Source organism: Dokdonia sp. R78006 (assembly GCF_042466145.1).
Classification (GTDB): Bacteria; Bacteroidota; Bacteroidia; order Flavobacteriales; family Flavobacteriaceae; genus Dokdonia.
This window is the reverse complement of record NZ_JAXHBU010000001.1, coordinates 982,725-999,305: the sequence shown is the minus strand read 5'-3', so window position 1 is coordinate 999,305 and position 16,581 is coordinate 982,725. Positions and strand designations below refer to the sequence as shown.

Here is a 16,581-nt window from a genome sequence, read left to right as displayed (position 1 = left end):
ACTGCACTAGCCACGGCAGTGTGATTCAAGAATTTTTGGTTGGTTATTTAGTTGGAGAATCCTTACCTAAGTGTTACTTAGTGTGAGGATTCTCTTTTTTTGGGAAGTGGCTCATGTGAATGAGATTCTACAAAAACATAGATGATCTGCTTAAATGTTAGGTAAGGGTTAATATACGTTGAGATTTACTAAAGTCATCATAACAATAGATTGATAACTCTAGCTTTTTTGTAACTTCCGTACTCAATAAAAACACTAACTAAATATTATAACTATGGGATTATTTTCATTCATTAAAAATGCAGGAGCAAAAGTTTTTGGAATAGGAAAAACAGATGCAGAAGAAGCAGCCGAAAAAGCAGCAGTAGCCGAAGAAAAAATTGCAATGTCTAATGCTAAGGCAGCAAGTAACATGGCAGAAACAATTAATGACTTAGGTCTTGATGTTGATAACCTTGATATCTCAATAGATGGAGATGTTGCTGTAGTTACTGGAAGTGCAAACGATCAAGCAACTAAAGAAAAGGTAATCCTGGTAGTAGGAAACTCTACAGGTATTGCAACTGTAGATGATAGACTTACGGTAGAGAACCCAGAGCCAGAAGCTCGTTTCTACACAGTAGTAAGCGGAGATTCTTTAAGCAAGATCTCAAAAGCGATGTACGGAGATCCAATGAAGTACCCACAAATCTTTGAAGCAAACAAACCAATGCTTAAGGATGTAGATAAGATTTATCCAGGTCAAGTATTACGTATTCCTCACTTAGAGAAATAAAAGAAAGCGCTCAAGCGCGATTATAGACTAATTAAAAGAACAAATATGAAGGACGATAGTCTGGAATGTTTGTTCTTTTTTTATTTGTAGTAATTAAGCTAGCTGACTAAAAATCTCCAAAACTTCTTTAGAAAGGGTCATTAAGAAAAATAGCCAGAAAATAACTGCTATAATTATAAAAACGCGAGCCTTAGCTAGCTTAGGGCTTTGAGGTTCCTTTCTAGCTTTAAGATATTTAATGATAGTGAGTATACTAGATGCAACAAATAAAGCAACCGTAAATCCCAAGAGAAAATTAGGTAAATCATTATCTGAAGCTTTTACACGTTTTAAAGCGAGGTGTACAAGAAATGAAATAACCATCAAGATACCGTAGTAGGTAGCCTCTTTGCTATTTTGCTGTGTCAAGTCCCGTTTAGACATACACTTATGACCTATTTGTAAAAGTTCATTTGATCGATATAAGTATGTACCTCAGGTGGTAATAAAGGTCTTATATTTTTACCATCCTTAATAGCCTTACGAATCATTGTAGAAGAAATTTCCATGATAGGAGCGTCTACTTTGTGAATCTTTGAGTGGTTGTCAAACTGTGTTTCAACCGTACCTTCAGAGATTCTAGGATATACATATATGTCGTGACGCTCGAGAATAACTTCGTAGTTTTTCCACTTATGAAGACTTTTAAGATTGTCTTCTCCCATGATTAAGCAAAACTCGTGCTGAGGATACTTTTCTTCTAGATGAGCTAGTGTGTATACTGTATAGTTAGGTTGTGGTAAATTGAACTCAATATTACTTGGCTCTATTTTATCATAGGTTTCAAGAGCTTCTAAGACCATCTGATAACGATGATTGTTATCTAGTAAGCTACTCTTTTTCTTAAATGGATTGTGTGGCGTGATGACCATCCAGATTTTGTCTAGGTCGCTATACTCTGCCATGTGATTTGCAATCGCAAGATGCCCTATGTGAATAGGGTTAAATGTTCCGAAGTAGAGACCTATTTTCAATAGAGTAGTATTTATGTGTTATTTCTTATGGAGAGGATTTGCATCAAAGGAAATACCATCCCAGCCGTGCTGCATGAAGTTTCTAATGTTTTGGTGATCTGTACCCTCTGGGTTTTGTAGTACATCTTCTCTGTAATATGCGCCAAAACAGTGTAGTGTGTCACTTTTATTCAACCCTTGGTCTTTTGCAAAACCGAATAACTTGCAAGAGCCATTGTTCTGACCGCTTTCATTACGAATGTCTCCATTTGTAAAGGAGCTAGGCGTAAAAGTATATAGAGATTCTATAACCTCCATGGTATCGGTAAATTGAATATCACTAGGTGTGGTAACAAGTTTGGTTTTAAAATCTTGTAATGTCATCTTGATGTTATTTTACAAAATCAGTAACAAGTGTTACAGCCTCTCTAAGTGCTTTGTCTAGATTGTCATTAAGAATGATATGATCAAACTGTGGTGCCGTAGCGAGCTCTACAGAAGCTTTTGCGATACGCATGTTAATCTTATCCTCACTCTCTGTGCTACGCTTCTTAAGGCGTATCTTAAGCTCGTCAACACTAGGTGGCTTTACAAAAACAGCAAGTGTCTTATCTGGAAATTTCTTTTTGATACGTAAACCTCCCACAACATCAATATCAAAAATCACATGTTTGCCCATGGCCCAGATACGTTGTACCTCGCTCCACAGTGTTCCATAAAAGTTATCGCGGTAAACTTCTTCCCACTCTAGAAAGTCGTCTGCCTTGATGTGATTTTTAAATTCTTTGAGATCTATGAAATAATAGTCCTTCCCATTCTTTTCTTCTCCACGAGACTCACGGCTCGTTGCAGAGATACTAAACTCAAGGTTTAATTCTTCTTGTGCTAGAAGGTGTCTTACTATCGTTGTTTTTCCACTTCCTGAAGGTGCCGAAAATACGATGAGCTTTCCTTGATGTTCACTATTATTATCTTCTGGTTGCTTTGCCATTAGAGTACATTTAAAACTTGCTCCTTTATTTTTTCTAGTTCGTCCTTCATTTGCACTACCAGCTGCTGCATAGGTGCATAATTAGACTTAGATCCTACGGTATTAATCTCGCGACCTATTTCTTGACCTATAAAGCCAAGTTTCTTACCGTTAGAATCATCAGATTCTAGGGCTTCTGTAAAGTAATCTAGGTGATTTTTTAAGCGAACTTTTTCCTCAGTAATGTCATATTTCTCTAGGTAATAGATAAGCTCTTGCTCAAAGCGATTCTCATCTACATTTACTTTAAGATCAGAAACAGCTTTCTCAAGCCTTACTTTTACATCACTCAGTCTATCTACATCAAGTACAATAACCTCTTCCAGCAAGCGCTGTAGGTTTGCAATACGTAGTTCAAACTCCGTTTTAAGAGAATTCCCTTCATCTAGACGGTACTTGTTTATTTCCTTAAGTGCTTCCTCTAGATTTGATACAATCGATGTGTACTCGTTTTCATCTAGTTCCTCACGTTCTGTTTTAAGAGCATCTGGAAGGCGCATTGCCATTTTAAGAAGTTCTGTCTCGCTAGGATTACCACTCACAGCATCAGAGAGCTGAGCCATATAAGCGTTTACCACCGTTCCATTAATAACTGTATTGGTGTTTTCTCCAGTACTTTCTACATAAAGACCTACATCAATCTTACCGCGTTCTAGTGCTTTTGCAACCATATTGCGCAGGGCAAGTTCTTTCTCACGATAGGTAGAAGGTATACGAGCATTGAGATCTAGATTTTTGCTGTTAAGCGATTTGATCTCTATTGTAATTTTTTTTCCAGGAAGTTGTAGTACACTTTTCCCAAAACCAGTCATCGATTTTATCATTCGGCAAAGATAAAGGTTCAGTTATTAATTATGAATGGGGTTTGTACGCTTTCGCGAAAGCATAGTTGTATTCCCATAATCTTGTAATAAAGAGTATTTAAGTCGTGCTTACATACAATCATTCAAGACGTTTAGTGAATGCAATCAAATTTTCGCGAAAGCGAGACAATGCTATTTTATTTTGTCAGTCATATATGAGCGCACTTGGTAATTTGCTAAAATCACATATGCTATAAGCGCAACATAACCGCCGTATGCTGCATAAGGGCTTTCAAGAAAGAACAAACAGCTACAAATTGCAAAAAGTGCGATAGTACCGATGCCATATTTTTGAGCCAAAAACGAATATGCACTATTCCAAGTGGCTTGATCTCTCATCCACCATTCTGGAGATTTTGCTAAGAATGAGTTACCCATTGACGGTGGGAAGTAACGCGTATTTATAAATAATGCTAGACTTATGAGTGCTGGCGCTAGCGTGGTGAGTATTGTAGGGAGATCTATCATTTTTTATTTCCTTCTTGGTCAAAATTGTTTTTTAGAAATTGACTTGTTCTTAATGCTCCAAATAAAATACCACCTAACAATACTATCAAAAAAATAAGAAGTGAATAAGGTGTTTTTAAAAAACTTAGAACAACGGTAATCACAAATAAAATAAGTGCGTGGTTTATAAACATAATCGAACTATGTTTATTTGCTGCTGTCCATATCTCTTGGTTTTTCATAGAGTGTCGCGTGCGGTAACCGTATAATTTATTGATTTTTACGGGAGGATTTTTCCAGTAAAAAACGGAGATACAGAGCATGATAAAAGCAATGGTGATCATTGCCCAAATTACTTCTTGATTTACCGTTGCAAGATCTTTCATCTTTTAAATTCGTCTAGTTTGGAGCTTTTAAAGTTTACGTAACCAAATATTTCTATATCCTACACCACTCATATCGCCATGATCTTGAAGTATGATTGGTCCATCTCCATGGGCATTGTTTTTTGGGAAACCTATGTACTCTGTGCTTCCTTGTAACTCATAGTGATCTTGAACAAGGACACCATTAAGCAACACTGTTAGTGTGCCGGCTTTTGTTCTTTTTCCTTCACTGTCAAATTCTGGCGCATGGAAGACAATATCATAGGTGTTCCACTCTCCAGTAGGTTTTGCAGCCATCACATCTGGTGCTTTTTGCTTGTAAATAGAACCTACCATACCATTTACATAGGTGTCATTGTCATTATTATTTAAGATTTGCACCTCGTACAAGCCTTGAAAAAACACACCACTATTACTTCTGTTTTGGTTGGTCTGTGTGTTGTTTGGGTCACTACGCCACTCTAGGTGTAATTGTACACTCCCGAAGTCCTCTTTGGTCACAATATCTCCCGTCTTATCTTTTACGGTCATACTACCGTCTTGATTAATCGTCCACTTAGGAGCGCCGCCGTCGTTTTTACTTTTCCAAGCGTTGAGGTTTGTGCCGTCAAACAATACAACAGCATCACTAGGGATACCGGTCTGCCCGTTTATGGCAACCTTTGCAGGTTTTGGACCCCATACTTCTGTTTGTTCTGGTTTCGTTGGTTCATCACCCACATTTCCTGAGCCGCACGATATAATGGTTAGTGCTGTTGCGATAATTCCTAAATGGTATAATTTCATAATCTATAATTCTTTTATTGTAATGTTGCGGTACCATACTTTATCTCCGTGATCTTGGAGACCTATGTGACCTTCTTGATATTTACCAAAGCCTTTCCAGTCTGCAAACTTAGTCTTTGCAACCATAGCATCCCACTCTTCGCCATTTACGGGGAAGGTGTATGCTTCTTTATCATTAAGGCTTACTTTACCTAGATTGCTATCGTGATTGATATAAAGCGTTACTTTATTCCACTCACCAGCGGGATTGATCATACCGTCCGCAGGTTTTATCATATCATAAAGAGATCCTGCTTTGTGCGTTCCATTTGCCACCTTTGCATCTGGGTGACGCTCGTCATCTAGCACTTGTATTTCTGGGCCAGTTTCATAAGCTTCTTTAAACTCTGTTGATTCCTTTACACCCCAAAAGATGCCACTGTTACCACCTTCAGAAACTTTCCACTCTAGATTGAGTTCAAAGTTTTTATAGGTGTTTTTTGTAATGATGTTTTTACCACCTTCTTCCCCAGGCGTAAAAGCCATTGCTCCATCTTCTATGGTCCAATTGTCGTGCATACCGTCTGTACCATATCCTTTCCAAGCGTTGAGGTTAGAGCCGTCAAAAAGAACAACTTTATCACTAGGATCGGCAATTTTTTTGCCACCTATAGAGAAAGTGTTTCCTTCTCCGCTCCTAATGTCTACAACCGTGGTTTTAGTTTCATTTTTACAAGCAAATGCCATTAAAGCCACTGCTGCGATATAAATTGTTCTCTTCATAATTGTGTTTTAAAGTCCCAGTATCTTTTTTAACTGCTCTTTGTCGATATCTTCTCCAGCAAAATCATCAAAGCGTTTTTGTGTTGCCTCAATAATGTGTGAAGCGATAAATGGCGCACCTTCTCGAGCTCCTTGCTCAGGACTTTTTACACAACATTCCCACTCCATCACTGCCCAAACGTCACAACCGTATTCTGTGAGTTTAGTAAAAATGGTTTTAAAGTCTATCTGTCCATCACCCGGAGAGCGGTAACGCCCAGCGCGATCTTGCCAGTCACTGTAACCGCCAAAAGTACCGCGCTTCCCATCTGGTTTAAACTCAGAATCTTTTACATGAAAGGCCTTTATAAACTCGTGATAGTGGTCTATGTATGCGATATAATCGAGTTGCTGTAACACAAAGTGACTTGGGTCATATAAAATATTACAACGCTTGTGATTACCTGTAGCTTCTAGAAAACGCTCAAAAGTCACTCCGTCGTGTAAATCTTCACCAGGGTGAATCTCATAAGCCACATCTACACCACATTCATCATAGGTATTGAGTATAGGTAACCATCGTTTGGCTAGTTCTTCAAACCCCATCTCAACAAGTCCTGCAGGACGTTGTGGCCAAGGGTGCATGGTGTGCCAAAGCAACGAACCACTAAACGTCGCGCTCACATCAAGACCTAGATGCTTACTTGCGTGTGCAGCGCTTATTACTTGCTTGCGAGCCCATTCCGTACGCTTCTTTGGATTGTTTTTACAATCATCTGGAGCAAAATTATCAAACATCAAATCATAAGCAGGATGTACTGCGACTAGTTGTCCTTGTAGGTGTGTAGAGAGCTCTGTAATCTCAAGCCCATAGTCATTTACTTTCCCTTTAAGTTCATCACAGTAGGTTTTACTTTCTCCAGCTGTGGTGAGGTCAATTAATCGGTTTTCCCAAGTTGGGATTTGTATTCCTTTATACCCAAGGTCTGCTGCCCATTTACACAATCCGTCTAGCGAATTAAATGGAGCTTTGTCATCCATAAACTGGGCGAGAAATACTGCGGGTCCTTTTATTGTTTTCATTGGATATATTTTTTTCATTCTCGCAAAGGCGACAATCTTTTTAGTTGTTGTTTTTTACGCTTTCGCGAAAGCGTACTTAAACTACTCTAGGTCTATCCACACATTCCCATCACGATGAGATTGTACGGCTTTCTCTATAAAGTTCATCCCTCGCACACCATCTGTCATACCCGGAAATTCCCCTGAATTGTAGTCTTCTCCACGTATTGCCTTTGCAACACCTTTATAGATATTACCCATCGCATCAAAAATTCCTTCTGGGTGTCCTGGAGGTAGTTTTGTGCCGTCTAGCGATAGCGGACTGTTATAAGCGTGGCCTGGTTTAAGCACGCGCATAGGTTGTCCATCTTCTAGTAAATAGAGATAGTTAGGGTTTTCTTGCTCCCATTTGAGACCTGCTTTTGTACCATAAACAGCTACGGTAAAGTTGTTCTCCTCACCTGTTGCTATTTGACTAGATCGCAACACACCTTTTGTGTATTCGTCTAGGCGTAGTAATACGGTACCGTCTATATCCATCTCATTATCTGCATATAGATGGTTGAGGTCTGCAAGTACAGATTTAATTTTCTTGCCAGTTACAAACTCTAGCATCTGGTAAGCGTGAACGCCTATATCACCAAGACAGCAAGAAATTCCCGATTTTTCAGGCATCAAACGCCAGGTGCTATTGCGTTGCTCTTTGTCGTGTATTAGGTTATTAATCCAGCCTTGATAATACTGCGCGTCTACCTTTTGTATCTCACCCAGTTCTCCATTTGCTATCATTTCCCTCATCTGGCGCACCATAGGATAACCTGTGTACGTATGTGTAAGCCCAAAGACGGTACCATTTTTCTTTTGGATAGCCTCAAGCTCTAGCGCCTCTGCGTGCGTCATTGTCATAGGCTTCTCACAAATCACGTTAAAGCCAGCTTCTAGAAGCTGCTTTGCCATCGGGAAGTGTAAAAAGTTAGGCGTAAGTATAGATACCACTTGCATACGCTGGTCTGCTGGGAGTGCTGATTCCTTTTCTATAAGTTCGTTGAGATCTTTATAAATACGATCTGTAGGGATGCCTATTTGAGTAGCAAAGTCTTTGCTTATCTCTATATCTGGGTTAAAAGAACCACCTACTAGCTGGTATGCATCAAACATACTTGCCGCCACGCGGTGTAACACACCTATTAAACTATCTCCGCCGCCACCTAAGACGCCCCATCTTATTTTATTGCTCATTGTGTTGTGTTTTTATTTGCCGATTTCCATTTCCCTGTCTTAAAGGGTGTGTAAATCGACTTTTTAGATTTTTATTTATACTGAGTATATTATTACTTGTCCTAAAAAAGTCCACCCTTCAAGGTAGGGGAAAAACTTTTTAAGCCTGAACTACTACTCCGTATATTCTATTTTTTCTTCTTTAAATAGCACTGCAAATATCACAAATACTGCTGCTGCAAAAATTGCTGGGAATATCCATACAGAGTTCCAATCGTGACCTTCACCTACAATGTTTGCATCTGTTATTTTTCCTGCCACATAAAAACCTACTAACATCCCTACACCGTAAGTAGCAAGTGTGATAAGCCCTTGAGCTGCACTCTTGATTTTTGGTCCAGCTTTGCTGTCTGTATAAATCTGTCCAGATACAAAGAAGAAATCATAACAGATACCGTGAAGTACAATCCCTGTGATAACCATAAAGAATAAATCTCCAGTGTTTCCGTAAGCAAATAATAAATAGCGTAATGTCCACGCTAACATTCCTACTAGGATAGTCTTCTTAAATCCAAACTTCTTAAAGAAGAAAGGAAGTAATAACATAAACACTACCTCAGATACTTGACCAATAGAAGCTAATGCTGTAGATTTTTCTACACCAGATTCTGTAAGGAACGGACTTAAGTTTTGGTAGTAAAATGCAAGTGGAATACAGATAAGTACAGAAGAAAGGAAAAACACTAAGAAATTTCTATCCTTAAGTAAACCTAGCGCTTCAAGACCTAAAATATCTTTGATAGCAACTTTTTCTCCTTTTGCACTTGGTGGTGTTTTAGGAAGTGTAAAACTAAAAACGCCTAATACTGCCGAAGCTATAGCCGTCATTACAAATGTATTCTTAAGCATGCCTGATGCAATAGCATCTTGTGAATCCCATCCAAAAGCAAAGCTGATTAACAATCCAGCTACAATCCACCCTATTGTTCCCCATACGCGTATGAATGGAAAATCTTTTGAAGGATCTTTCATTTGATTAAACGCAACGGAATTTACAAGTGCTAGTGTAGGCATATAAGCAATCATATACCCTAAAACATAAGGATAAAAGACAGCTGAGTCTGTTGCTTGAGACATCATATACATTAATGCAGCGCCAATGATGTGAAGTACACCTAGTATACGCTCTGCATTAAAAAATCGATCTGCAATAAGACCTATAATAAATGGTGCAATTATAGCACCCCAAGATTGTGTTGAGAATGCTGCTGCAATTTCTCCTCCTTCTGCATTCAGGTTATTGCCCATGAATGTGCCTAAGGTCACAAACCAGCCTCCCCAAATAAAGAACTCGAGGAACATCATAAAAGATAACTGGAATTTAGTAGTTGATTTCATAGGGCTTATTTTAGATTGTCTATTGATTTTTGAACTAGTGCTTTAGTAAGAGCGATGCCTTCTTTTGGATCTTCTAGAGGTCCTTCATATTCTGTACCTACATATCCTTCAAAACCACTATCGGCAACGATTTGCATTAATCGTTGGTAGTCTAATTTTGTCTCATTACCATTTTCATCAAAGTTATATGACTTTGCAGACACTCCTTTTGCATACGGCATCATTTCTTCTATTCCTTTATAAGTATCATATTCTAACACACAAGGAGCGCTCCAGCGTTCTCCACCTTCACGTTTAACACAAAAGTTTCCAAAATCAGGCAAAACACCTACTGTTTCCATATTAACCTCTTTCATCACAGCAATAAGCTTTTCTCCATCGCTTGACCATCCTCCGTGGTTTTCTATGATTACGTTTACACCTACTTCTTTACCGTAAGCTCCTAGCTCTTTAAGAGATGCTACAGATAGAGCATGCCATTTTACAGGATCTAGCTCTCCAAAGAGATTTGCTCTTACCGAGTGTGCTCCCATAAGTTTTGCTGCATCCATCCATATTTTGTGATTTGCAATAGCTTCTTCTAGTTTTTTAGGGTCTGGATCTGCTAGTTCACCAGCGTGATCCACCATAATAAGAACGTTATCCATTCCTGCAGCAGTTGCCTTAGCATTAAGGTTGTTTGCAAGTTTCATTACACGTTCTTTATAACCTGCCCCTACTTCAGCAACAGATGGATATAATTGTGTCACATATTCTACTCCGGTAAAACCAAGATCTTTGGCAATTTGCGGGAATTCCATCGGGTCCATAGTACCGTCTTGAAACGGTTTGTGAAGAGACCATTGAGCGAGGGAATGTTTGAAAGTTGGAGCTGTTTTTTGAGAATTTTCAATTTCTGCTTTCGCGGAAGCGTTATCACCCTCTTTTTTTTGATCTGTTTTACAAGAAAAGAGTGTAAATGCGCATAAAAATGCTCCTAGAAGATATTTTTTCATAATATAATTTAATTGGAGGGTAGAACTATAACGTTTTCGCCCGTGAATTACTGTTAAATCTAGTGTTTGACTAAGGTAACCTTTTTCTCATATTAACAAAAAACAACTTAAAATTTATATATTTGGTAAACTACATCACAATTTTTTTTCATTAATACAATATATAGTGAACACAGCCAACGAAAACGAAATGTACGACGCAATTGTCGTAGGCTCAGGAATCTCCGGAGGATGGGCAGCAAAAGAGTTATGTGAGAATGGTATGAAAACGCTTGTTTTAGAGCGTGGTCGTATGGTTAATCACATTGAAGACTACCCTACTATGCATAAAGACCCTTGGGACTTTGAGTTAAAGGGTAATAATAGTGTAGAAGTAGAGGCTCGTTATGAGAAGCAAGCTCGTACGGGTTATGTTCATAAAGCAGAGAGTCGTCACTTTTTTGTAGATGATGTAGATCATCCTTACAATGAGACAAAACGTTTTGACTGGATACGTGGATATCACGTGGGAGGTCGTTCTATTATGTGGGGACGCCAGAGTTACCGTTTATCTGATATTGATTTTGAAGCAAATAAAAAAGAAGGCATAGCTGTAGACTGGCCAGTGCGTTATAGCGATATTTCTCCTTGGTATGATAAGGTGGAAGAGTATATCTCTGTTTCTGGAGAGAGTCTAGGTCTTGAAGTATTACCTGATGGTAAATTCTCACCTCCTATGGAACTTAACTGTGTAGAGGAAGTACTTAAGAAAAACATGGCCGAAAATTATAAAGACGGTCGTTTACTTACTATTGGGCGTGTTGCGCACATTACAGGAGCAAAAACATATGATGGTCGCTCTGCTTGCCAGTTTAGAAATCGCTGTGTGAGAGGATGTCCTTTTGGAGGATACTTCTCAAGTAACTCATCTACATTACCAGCTGCCGAACGCACAGGGAATATGACGTTACGTCCATTTTCTATCGTGACAGAAGTGGTGTATGATGATAAAACAGGGAAGGCAACAGGAGTAAAAGTTACCGATCAAGAGACTATGGAGACTATGGAGTTTAAAGCAAAGACCGTTTTCCTTTGTGCTTCTGCAATTGCCTCTGCTAGTATTCTTATGAACTCTAAGAGTGAGCGTTTTCCTAATGGAATGGGTAATGACTCTGGAGAGCTAGGTCATAACTTAATGGATCACCACTTTAAAGCAGGAGCAACTGCAAAGTGGGATGGTGATAAAGACAAATATTACAAAGGACGTCGTCCTAATGGATTATATATTCCTCGCTTTAGAAACATAGGCGGAGTAACAGATCAAAAAACTTTTAAGCGTGGATACGGTTATCAAGGTGGTGCAGGTCGTGGTGATTACCAACCACAAATTGCCGAAGCAGGATACGGAGCAAAGCTTAAAGAAGAGATTCAAAAACCAGGAGGATGGACTATGAGTCTTATGGGCTTTGGAGAGTGTCTTCCTTACCATGAGAACAAAATGACGCTAGATTATAATGATCTTGATAAATGGGGACAACCTAAGGTAAACTTTGACGCAGAGTGGAAAGAGAATGAATGGGAAATGCGTAAGGATATGATTGCAAGTGCAAAAGATATGCTTAAAAAGGCTGGATTTACAGATATCCAGACTATGGATGATCCTAGTGCTCCGGGTAACGGAATACATGAAATGGGTACGGCTCGTATGGGTCGTGATCCTAAGACATCAGTTTGTAACGGTAATAACCAGTTACACGCTGTTCCTAACGTTTATGTAACAGACGGAGCGTTTATGACCTCTGCAAGTTGTGTAAACCCATCACTCACATATATGGCTTTTAGCGCACGTGCTGCAAATCACGCTGCTGCTCAAATCAAAAAAGAAGCGTAAGATGAATAGAAGACAATTAATAAAGAACTTAGGATTAGGTGGAGTAGCACTTGTTGCAACACCTACGATATTGAGCCTTTTACAAAGTTGTAAAGCAGATGGACCGGTGTTTGAGCCTGTATTTTTAAGCAAGTCTCAAGGTAAAGCATTGCGCCATATGGTAGATCTTATTATTCCTTCTGACGAGATGATCCCAGGAGCGGTAGATGTAGGTGTACACAAGTTTATAGATACTTACTGGAATCAAGCAGTAGATGCAGAAGGTAAAACGCAAATTCTAGCAGGGTTTGACGCACTTGCAAATAGATTGCAAGACGCCTCTGGAAAGACATTTGAAGAGGCCGAAGCAGAAGATTATGATGCCTTACTCACAAAGTACCTTAATGCATCTCAAGAAGAACAAGCTATTTACAATAAAGGTTTAGGTGAGTTCTATCAAGTTTATGAGAACGATAAGACGGTAAAAGTAGATCCAGATGCTGGTTCTTTTAGCCTTTTAGGAAATATAAGAGGAATGACTATATGGGGATGGAAAGCCTCAGAAGAAATAGGAGAAAATGTACTCGCTTATGAGCCTATTCCAGGTAAACAAGTAGGTTGCTTGCCACTAGAGGAAGCAACAGGAGGAAAGACATATTCTCTATAAATTACACCAGATGTAATTAATAAATGGAATGCTATAAATGACAATGTTGCAAGAATTTTAATAAGTTATGGACAGAAGGAAATTTATACAAAAAGGAGCTCTCACGGGTTCCTTTTTAGGTTTAGGTAGTATCGGGGTAAACGCTATGGTTAATGGGATAGGAGATGTTTCCGCTTTCGCGAAAGCGAAAAATGGAGCACATTCTTTTAATCTCAATTATGCACCACATGTAGGGATTTTTAAAGAGCTCGCTGGCGAAAATGTGATCGATCAGCTCAACTTTATGGCAGATCAAGGATTTACCGCCTTCGAAGATAATGAGATGCGCAACCGTCCCATTGTCGAACAAGAGGCCATGGCACTTGTTATGAAAGAACGCGAGATGACTATGGGAGTTTTTGTAGCTCATAAAATACACTGGACAACTCCCCATCTAGCGAGCGGAAAGCAAGAATGGAGAGAAGAGTTTCTAGATGATATTAAGAAATCTGTTACTGTTGCCAAACGTGTAAATGCAAAATGGATGACAGTCGTACCTGGTCATGTGGATATGCGTCAAGACATGGCATATCAAACGGCAAACGTGGTAGAGACTTTAAAACAAGCTGCGGCCATTCTAGAACCACATGGAATTGTAATGGTGCTTGAACCACTCAATTTTAGAAATCACCCAGGACTCTTTTTATCTAAGTCACCGCAAGCATATCAAATTTGTAAAGCAGTAGATAGTCCGTCGTGCAAGATTCTATTTGATATTTACCATCAGCAAATTCAAGAAGGAAACCTAATCCCGAACATAGAACAGTGCTGGGACGAGATTGCTTATTTCCAGATAGGAGATAACCCGGGGCGCAATGAGCCTACTTCTGGAGAGATTAACTATAAAAATGTATTTAAATACATTCATAGCCGCGATTTCAAAGGAGTTTTAGGAATGGAGCATGGCAATAGTATAAAAGGGAAGGAAGGCGAGCAGCGTGTAATAGATGCGTATGTGGAGAGTGATCTCTTCTTATAAATTAAAGATTTTGACGTGTGATAAGGAAACTTACAAACCTTTATAAATAAGCAACTATGATAATTATATTTAAAAAATCTATACTACTTAGCTTCTTTCTTATACTCTCTTTAACGGTTTTGTCTCAAGAAGCACCTAATAAACTTTCCGTTTATTGGGATGCTTCATTTTCTATGATTGAAAAAAACCTTGATCTAGAGATTAATGTACTCGAAGAATATATTCGGATAAATTCAGTTGACGATATTGAAATAACAGTATTTGCTAATACTGTTTTAGAAAAAAAAATGTTTTCGGACGTAAATAGTAATACCAGAGAATTTTTAGATTTTCTCAAAATGGTTAATTATGATGGGTCAACTAAACATCCTGACATTCTTCTAAGATCAGGACAATCTAGAAAGATCCTTTACTTTTCAGATCAATTGCCTAAGATGGGTGACTTTTCGGATAAACTTATCATTGTAAATAGCACACCTAATAATCTTGAAGATGTCAAAGTAAAGTACTTGCCACTTTATAATATAGATCAAGAACACCTATCCGAAATTGTTGTAAATGATTTTTCAAAAAAAATAGTTGATAAATATTTAAAAAAACAACAAACGGAATCCACATTAAAAAAAGAAATCACAGTATCAGGTTATATTTTTAACGAGGATGGAGCTATAGAGGGAGCTCAAATAAGTTCTATTTATGATCAACAGAATAGTACAAGGTCAAATAAGGATGGCTGGTATACTTTTCAGAGTTACACTAAGGATATAGTAAGTGTTAAAACTGTAAGAGGTAAAGAACAGCTTATAAAAATAGAAGATAAAGGCGATGTGGAAATTCAGCTAGATTTTGGAGATAAAATGAATCAACTTAAAGAAGTTGTTATTATTGATAAACAAGAAAAAGCAAGATTATCGGAAAATGAATATTGGGAGGAAGATCGTTCAAAAGGTTATTCTATTGTGAGAGTAACATCAGACCAATATAAGACGGGACATACAGATGTAGGCCAACTTATATCTGGTAAAGTGCCAGGTGTAAAATACCAAGGTAAACAAGATTTAGGAAGTGCTATAATAAGAGGTTTTTCTTCATACGTAAACACAAATCATCCCGTTGTTTATATTGACGGAATAATTACTGAGCAAAGCCAAGTAAGTAGTAAAACAGATTATTCATATATTGATCCTTCAACTATTAAAGATGTTAAGGTCCTCAAAGGTCTAGCTGCTACTGCAATTTATGGACCTAATGCTGTAAATGGGGTAGTATTAATTACTACTAAGAGTGGTATAATCAATAAGGAAGAAAAGAAAAGTGGTCGTAGAGGAACCACTAGAAGAATGAAAGGGGATCTAAAAGTTATTGACCTCAATAATTTCAATGCTATAAAAGTTAAGTTAATAGCGTCTCAGGAGGCTTACTCTGTTTATTTGAAAGAACGTTTGATAGCAGGTGGAGATGTAGATTTTTATTTTGATGCATTTGATGCATTTAAAGCAAAAGGGCAACTTGAAATAGCTAAGCGAGTATTGTCTAATATCGAAGAAGTTTATGAATTTGATAAAGATGCATTGATTGCATTGACCTATAAATTTGAGAAAGAAAAGTATCATCTTGATGCTCATAATCTGATTTCAAAACTTTCTAAAGAGTATCCTAGTTCCTTGCAACTTAAACGTGATCTTGCAAAAAGCTACATACATTTGAATGATTTTGAAAGTGCAGGTGTACTTTATGAAGAAATCTTAAGCACCTTTCCACTTTCTGAAGATTTTAAAATGGCGATTACAACTGAAATTAGAGGGATTTATAACAAGTTTCCGAGCGTTGTATTACCATGGAGCCTCTCTACTTTTAAACCTTCCAAAATAGCATTAGATGGTCTTGTAACGTTAGAGTGGAATGTGCCTAATGAGAATTTTTCCTTTCAATTTGTTAATCCTACAAAGAATTATCATCAATGGAAGCATGATAGTTTTAGGAGTCAAAATGAAATGAATAATGAGTTGAAACATGATACAAGATTTCAAGAATTTCAACTTATAAATGCAGAGAAAGGAGAGTGGTTTTTCAATATTCTAATGGACGAGAAGAAAGAAAGAAGTCCAAACTCATTTTTAAAAATGACAATTACTAAAGATTTGGGAAGGCCTACAGAGAATACGGAGGTAAAGTTTTTTAGCCTCAATGAAAATTCATCAAGGGTTACTTTAGGCAGGATAGTTATATAAGTCTTTGCTTATTAGTTTTAAAGTATTACAGGTCGTTTGTTATGTTAAGTGGTAGAAATATCTTGTAATTAGCTCTCGCATGGAGAGTGATCTCTTCTTGTAAATTATTTTTTAAAATAATAC

The 16,581-nt window shown here is 37.9% G+C and carries 18 protein-coding genes; 5 read left to right on the top strand and 13 right to left on the bottom strand.

What is annotated here, in order from left to right:
• Window positions 1–274: 274 nt before the first annotated feature.
• Window positions 275–775 carry a peptidoglycan-binding protein LysM gene (lysM, locus tag SJY37_RS04530; RefSeq protein ID WP_298323523.1) on the top strand — a complete coding sequence of 167 codons (501 nt, stop codon included), beginning with the start codon at window positions 275–277 and terminating at the stop codon, window positions 773–775.
• A 93-nt stretch (window positions 776–868) separates the two neighbouring features.
• Here lysM and SJY37_RS04525 read toward each other — a convergent pair whose 3' ends face one another.
• The 13 genes from SJY37_RS04525 to SJY37_RS04465 all read right to left on the bottom strand — a co-directional run bounded on the left by SJY37_RS04525 (window position 869) and on the right by SJY37_RS04465 (window position 10,693).
• Complete coding sequence (locus tag SJY37_RS04525) at window positions 869–1,198, bottom strand: hypothetical protein (RefSeq protein WP_298323524.1); 330 nt, start codon at window positions 1,196–1,198, stop codon at window positions 869–871.
• Between the two features lie 11 nt (window positions 1,199–1,209).
• Window positions 1,210–1,788: a nicotinate (nicotinamide) nucleotide adenylyltransferase gene (nadD, locus tag SJY37_RS04520; protein WP_108877405.1), complete on the bottom strand. Its 579-nt coding sequence runs from the start codon at window positions 1,786–1,788 to the stop codon at window positions 1,210–1,212.
• A gap of 18 nt (window positions 1,789–1,806) precedes the next feature.
• Entirely contained in the window at window positions 1,807–2,151 is a 345-nt protein-coding gene (locus SJY37_RS04515; RefSeq protein WP_298323528.1) for a HopJ type III effector protein, read from the bottom strand.
• 7 nt (window positions 2,152–2,158) lie between these two features.
• Window positions 2,159–2,758, bottom strand: coding sequence for a guanylate kinase (gmk, locus tag SJY37_RS04510; protein WP_298323530.1), 600 nt, complete (start codon window positions 2,756–2,758; stop codon window positions 2,159–2,161).
• Window positions 2,758–3,621, bottom strand: a complete 864-nt coding sequence (locus tag SJY37_RS04505; protein ID WP_298323531.1) for a YicC/YloC family endoribonuclease — start codon at window positions 3,619–3,621, stop codon at window positions 2,758–2,760. The genes gmk and SJY37_RS04505 overlap by 1 nt, the downstream gene beginning before the upstream one ends.
• 171 nt (window positions 3,622–3,792) lie before the next feature.
• Complete coding sequence (locus tag SJY37_RS04500; protein ID WP_298323533.1) at window positions 3,793–4,128, bottom strand: hypothetical protein; 336 nt, start codon at window positions 4,126–4,128, stop codon at window positions 3,793–3,795.
• Window positions 4,125–4,493, bottom strand: coding sequence for an SdpI family protein (locus SJY37_RS04495; protein WP_379952847.1), 369 nt, complete (start codon window positions 4,491–4,493; stop codon window positions 4,125–4,127). The genes SJY37_RS04500 and SJY37_RS04495 overlap by 4 nt, the downstream gene beginning before the upstream one ends.
• A 27-nt stretch (window positions 4,494–4,520) precedes the next feature.
• Window positions 4,521–5,279 (bottom strand): DUF1080 domain-containing protein, encoded by a 759-nt coding sequence (locus tag SJY37_RS04490; protein WP_379952846.1) that lies wholly within the window; start codon window positions 5,277–5,279, stop codon window positions 4,521–4,523.
• A gap of 3 nt (window positions 5,280–5,282) precedes the next feature.
• The gene (locus SJY37_RS04485) at window positions 5,283–6,041 is read right to left on the bottom strand and encodes a DUF1080 domain-containing protein (protein ID WP_379952845.1); all 759 of its coding nucleotides are present in this window, start codon (window positions 6,039–6,041) and stop codon (window positions 5,283–5,285) included.
• Between the two features lie 9 nt (window positions 6,042–6,050).
• The gene (locus tag SJY37_RS04480; RefSeq protein ID WP_035335192.1) at window positions 6,051–7,103 is read right to left on the bottom strand and encodes a sugar phosphate isomerase/epimerase; all 1,053 of its coding nucleotides are present in this window, start codon (window positions 7,101–7,103) and stop codon (window positions 6,051–6,053) included.
• 81 nt (window positions 7,104–7,184) lie between these two features.
• Window positions 7,185–8,321 carry a Gfo/Idh/MocA family protein gene (locus tag SJY37_RS04475; RefSeq protein ID WP_298323543.1) on the bottom strand — a complete coding sequence of 379 codons (1,137 nt, stop codon included), beginning with the start codon at window positions 8,319–8,321 and terminating at the stop codon, window positions 7,185–7,187.
• Window positions 8,322–8,474: 153 nt separating this feature from the next.
• Window positions 8,475–9,698: a nucleoside permease gene (locus tag SJY37_RS04470; RefSeq protein WP_298323545.1), complete on the bottom strand. Its 1,224-nt coding sequence runs from the start codon at window positions 9,696–9,698 to the stop codon at window positions 8,475–8,477.
• A 5-nt stretch (window positions 9,699–9,703) separates the two neighbouring features.
• The gene (locus SJY37_RS04465) at window positions 9,704–10,693 is read right to left on the bottom strand and encodes a sugar phosphate isomerase/epimerase (protein ID WP_298323547.1); all 990 of its coding nucleotides are present in this window, start codon (window positions 10,691–10,693) and stop codon (window positions 9,704–9,706) included.
• A gap of 190 nt (window positions 10,694–10,883) precedes the next feature.
• Here SJY37_RS04465 and SJY37_RS04460 point away from each other — a divergent pair, with 190 nt between their 5' ends.
• From SJY37_RS04460 to SJY37_RS04445, 4 genes are all read left to right on the top strand, one after another.
• The gene (locus SJY37_RS04460) at window positions 10,884–12,563 is read left to right on the top strand and encodes a GMC oxidoreductase (RefSeq protein WP_298323861.1); all 1,680 of its coding nucleotides are present in this window, start codon (window positions 10,884–10,886) and stop codon (window positions 12,561–12,563) included.
• Window position 12,564: 1 nt separating this feature from the next.
• Window positions 12,565–13,209: a gluconate 2-dehydrogenase subunit 3 family protein gene (locus tag SJY37_RS04455; protein WP_035335199.1), complete on the top strand. Its 645-nt coding sequence runs from the start codon at window positions 12,565–12,567 to the stop codon at window positions 13,207–13,209.
• Between the two features lie 67 nt (window positions 13,210–13,276).
• Window positions 13,277–14,227 (top strand): hydroxypyruvate isomerase family protein, encoded by a 951-nt coding sequence (locus SJY37_RS04450; RefSeq protein ID WP_298323553.1) that lies wholly within the window; start codon window positions 13,277–13,279, stop codon window positions 14,225–14,227.
• 56 nt (window positions 14,228–14,283) lie between these two features.
• Window positions 14,284–16,458: a TonB-dependent receptor plug domain-containing protein gene (locus SJY37_RS04445; RefSeq protein WP_298323555.1), complete on the top strand. Its 2,175-nt coding sequence runs from the start codon at window positions 14,284–14,286 to the stop codon at window positions 16,456–16,458.
• Window positions 16,459–16,581: the final 123 nt, after the last annotated feature.

Coding starts and splice junctions, on each gene's coding strand:
- lysM (WP_298323523.1), top strand. CDS start 275: ATGGGATTATTTTCATTCATTAAAAATGCAGGAGCAAAAGTTTTTGGA.
- SJY37_RS04525 (WP_298323524.1), bottom strand. CDS start 1,198: ATGTCTAAACGGGACTTGACACAGCAAAATAGCAAAGAGGCTACCTAC.
- SJY37_RS04515 (WP_298323528.1), bottom strand. CDS start 2,151: ATGACATTACAAGATTTTAAAACCAAACTTGTTACCACACCTAGTGAT.
- gmk (WP_298323530.1), bottom strand. CDS start 2,758: ATGGCAAAGCAACCAGAAGATAATAATAGTGAACATCAAGGAAAGCTC.
- SJY37_RS04505 (WP_298323531.1), bottom strand. CDS start 3,621: ATGATAAAATCGATGACTGGTTTTGGGAAAAGTGTACTACAACTTCCT.
- SJY37_RS04500 (WP_298323533.1), bottom strand. CDS start 4,128: ATGATAGATCTCCCTACAATACTCACCACGCTAGCGCCAGCACTCATA.
- SJY37_RS04495 (WP_379952847.1), bottom strand. CDS start 4,493: ATGAAAGATCTTGCAACGGTAAATCAAGAAGTAATTTGGGCAATGATC.
- SJY37_RS04490 (WP_379952846.1), bottom strand. CDS start 5,279: ATGAAATTATACCATTTAGGAATTATCGCAACAGCACTAACCATTATA.
- SJY37_RS04485 (WP_379952845.1), bottom strand. CDS start 6,041: ATGAAGAGAACAATTTATATCGCAGCAGTGGCTTTAATGGCATTTGCT.
- SJY37_RS04480 (WP_035335192.1), bottom strand. CDS start 7,103: ATGAAAACAATAAAAGGACCCGCAGTATTTCTCGCCCAGTTTATGGAT.
- SJY37_RS04475 (WP_298323543.1), bottom strand. CDS start 8,321: ATGAGCAATAAAATAAGATGGGGCGTCTTAGGTGGCGGCGGAGATAGT.
- SJY37_RS04470 (WP_298323545.1), bottom strand. CDS start 9,698: ATGAAATCAACTACTAAATTCCAGTTATCTTTTATGATGTTCCTCGAG.
- SJY37_RS04465 (WP_298323547.1), bottom strand. CDS start 10,693: ATGAAAAAATATCTTCTAGGAGCATTTTTATGCGCATTTACACTCTTT.
- SJY37_RS04460 (WP_298323861.1), top strand. CDS start 10,884: ATGTACGACGCAATTGTCGTAGGCTCAGGAATCTCCGGAGGATGGGCA.
- SJY37_RS04455 (WP_035335199.1), top strand. CDS start 12,565: ATGAATAGAAGACAATTAATAAAGAACTTAGGATTAGGTGGAGTAGCA.
- SJY37_RS04450 (WP_298323553.1), top strand. CDS start 13,277: ATGGACAGAAGGAAATTTATACAAAAAGGAGCTCTCACGGGTTCCTTT.
- SJY37_RS04445 (WP_298323555.1), top strand. CDS start 14,284: ATGATAATTATATTTAAAAAATCTATACTACTTAGCTTCTTTCTTATA.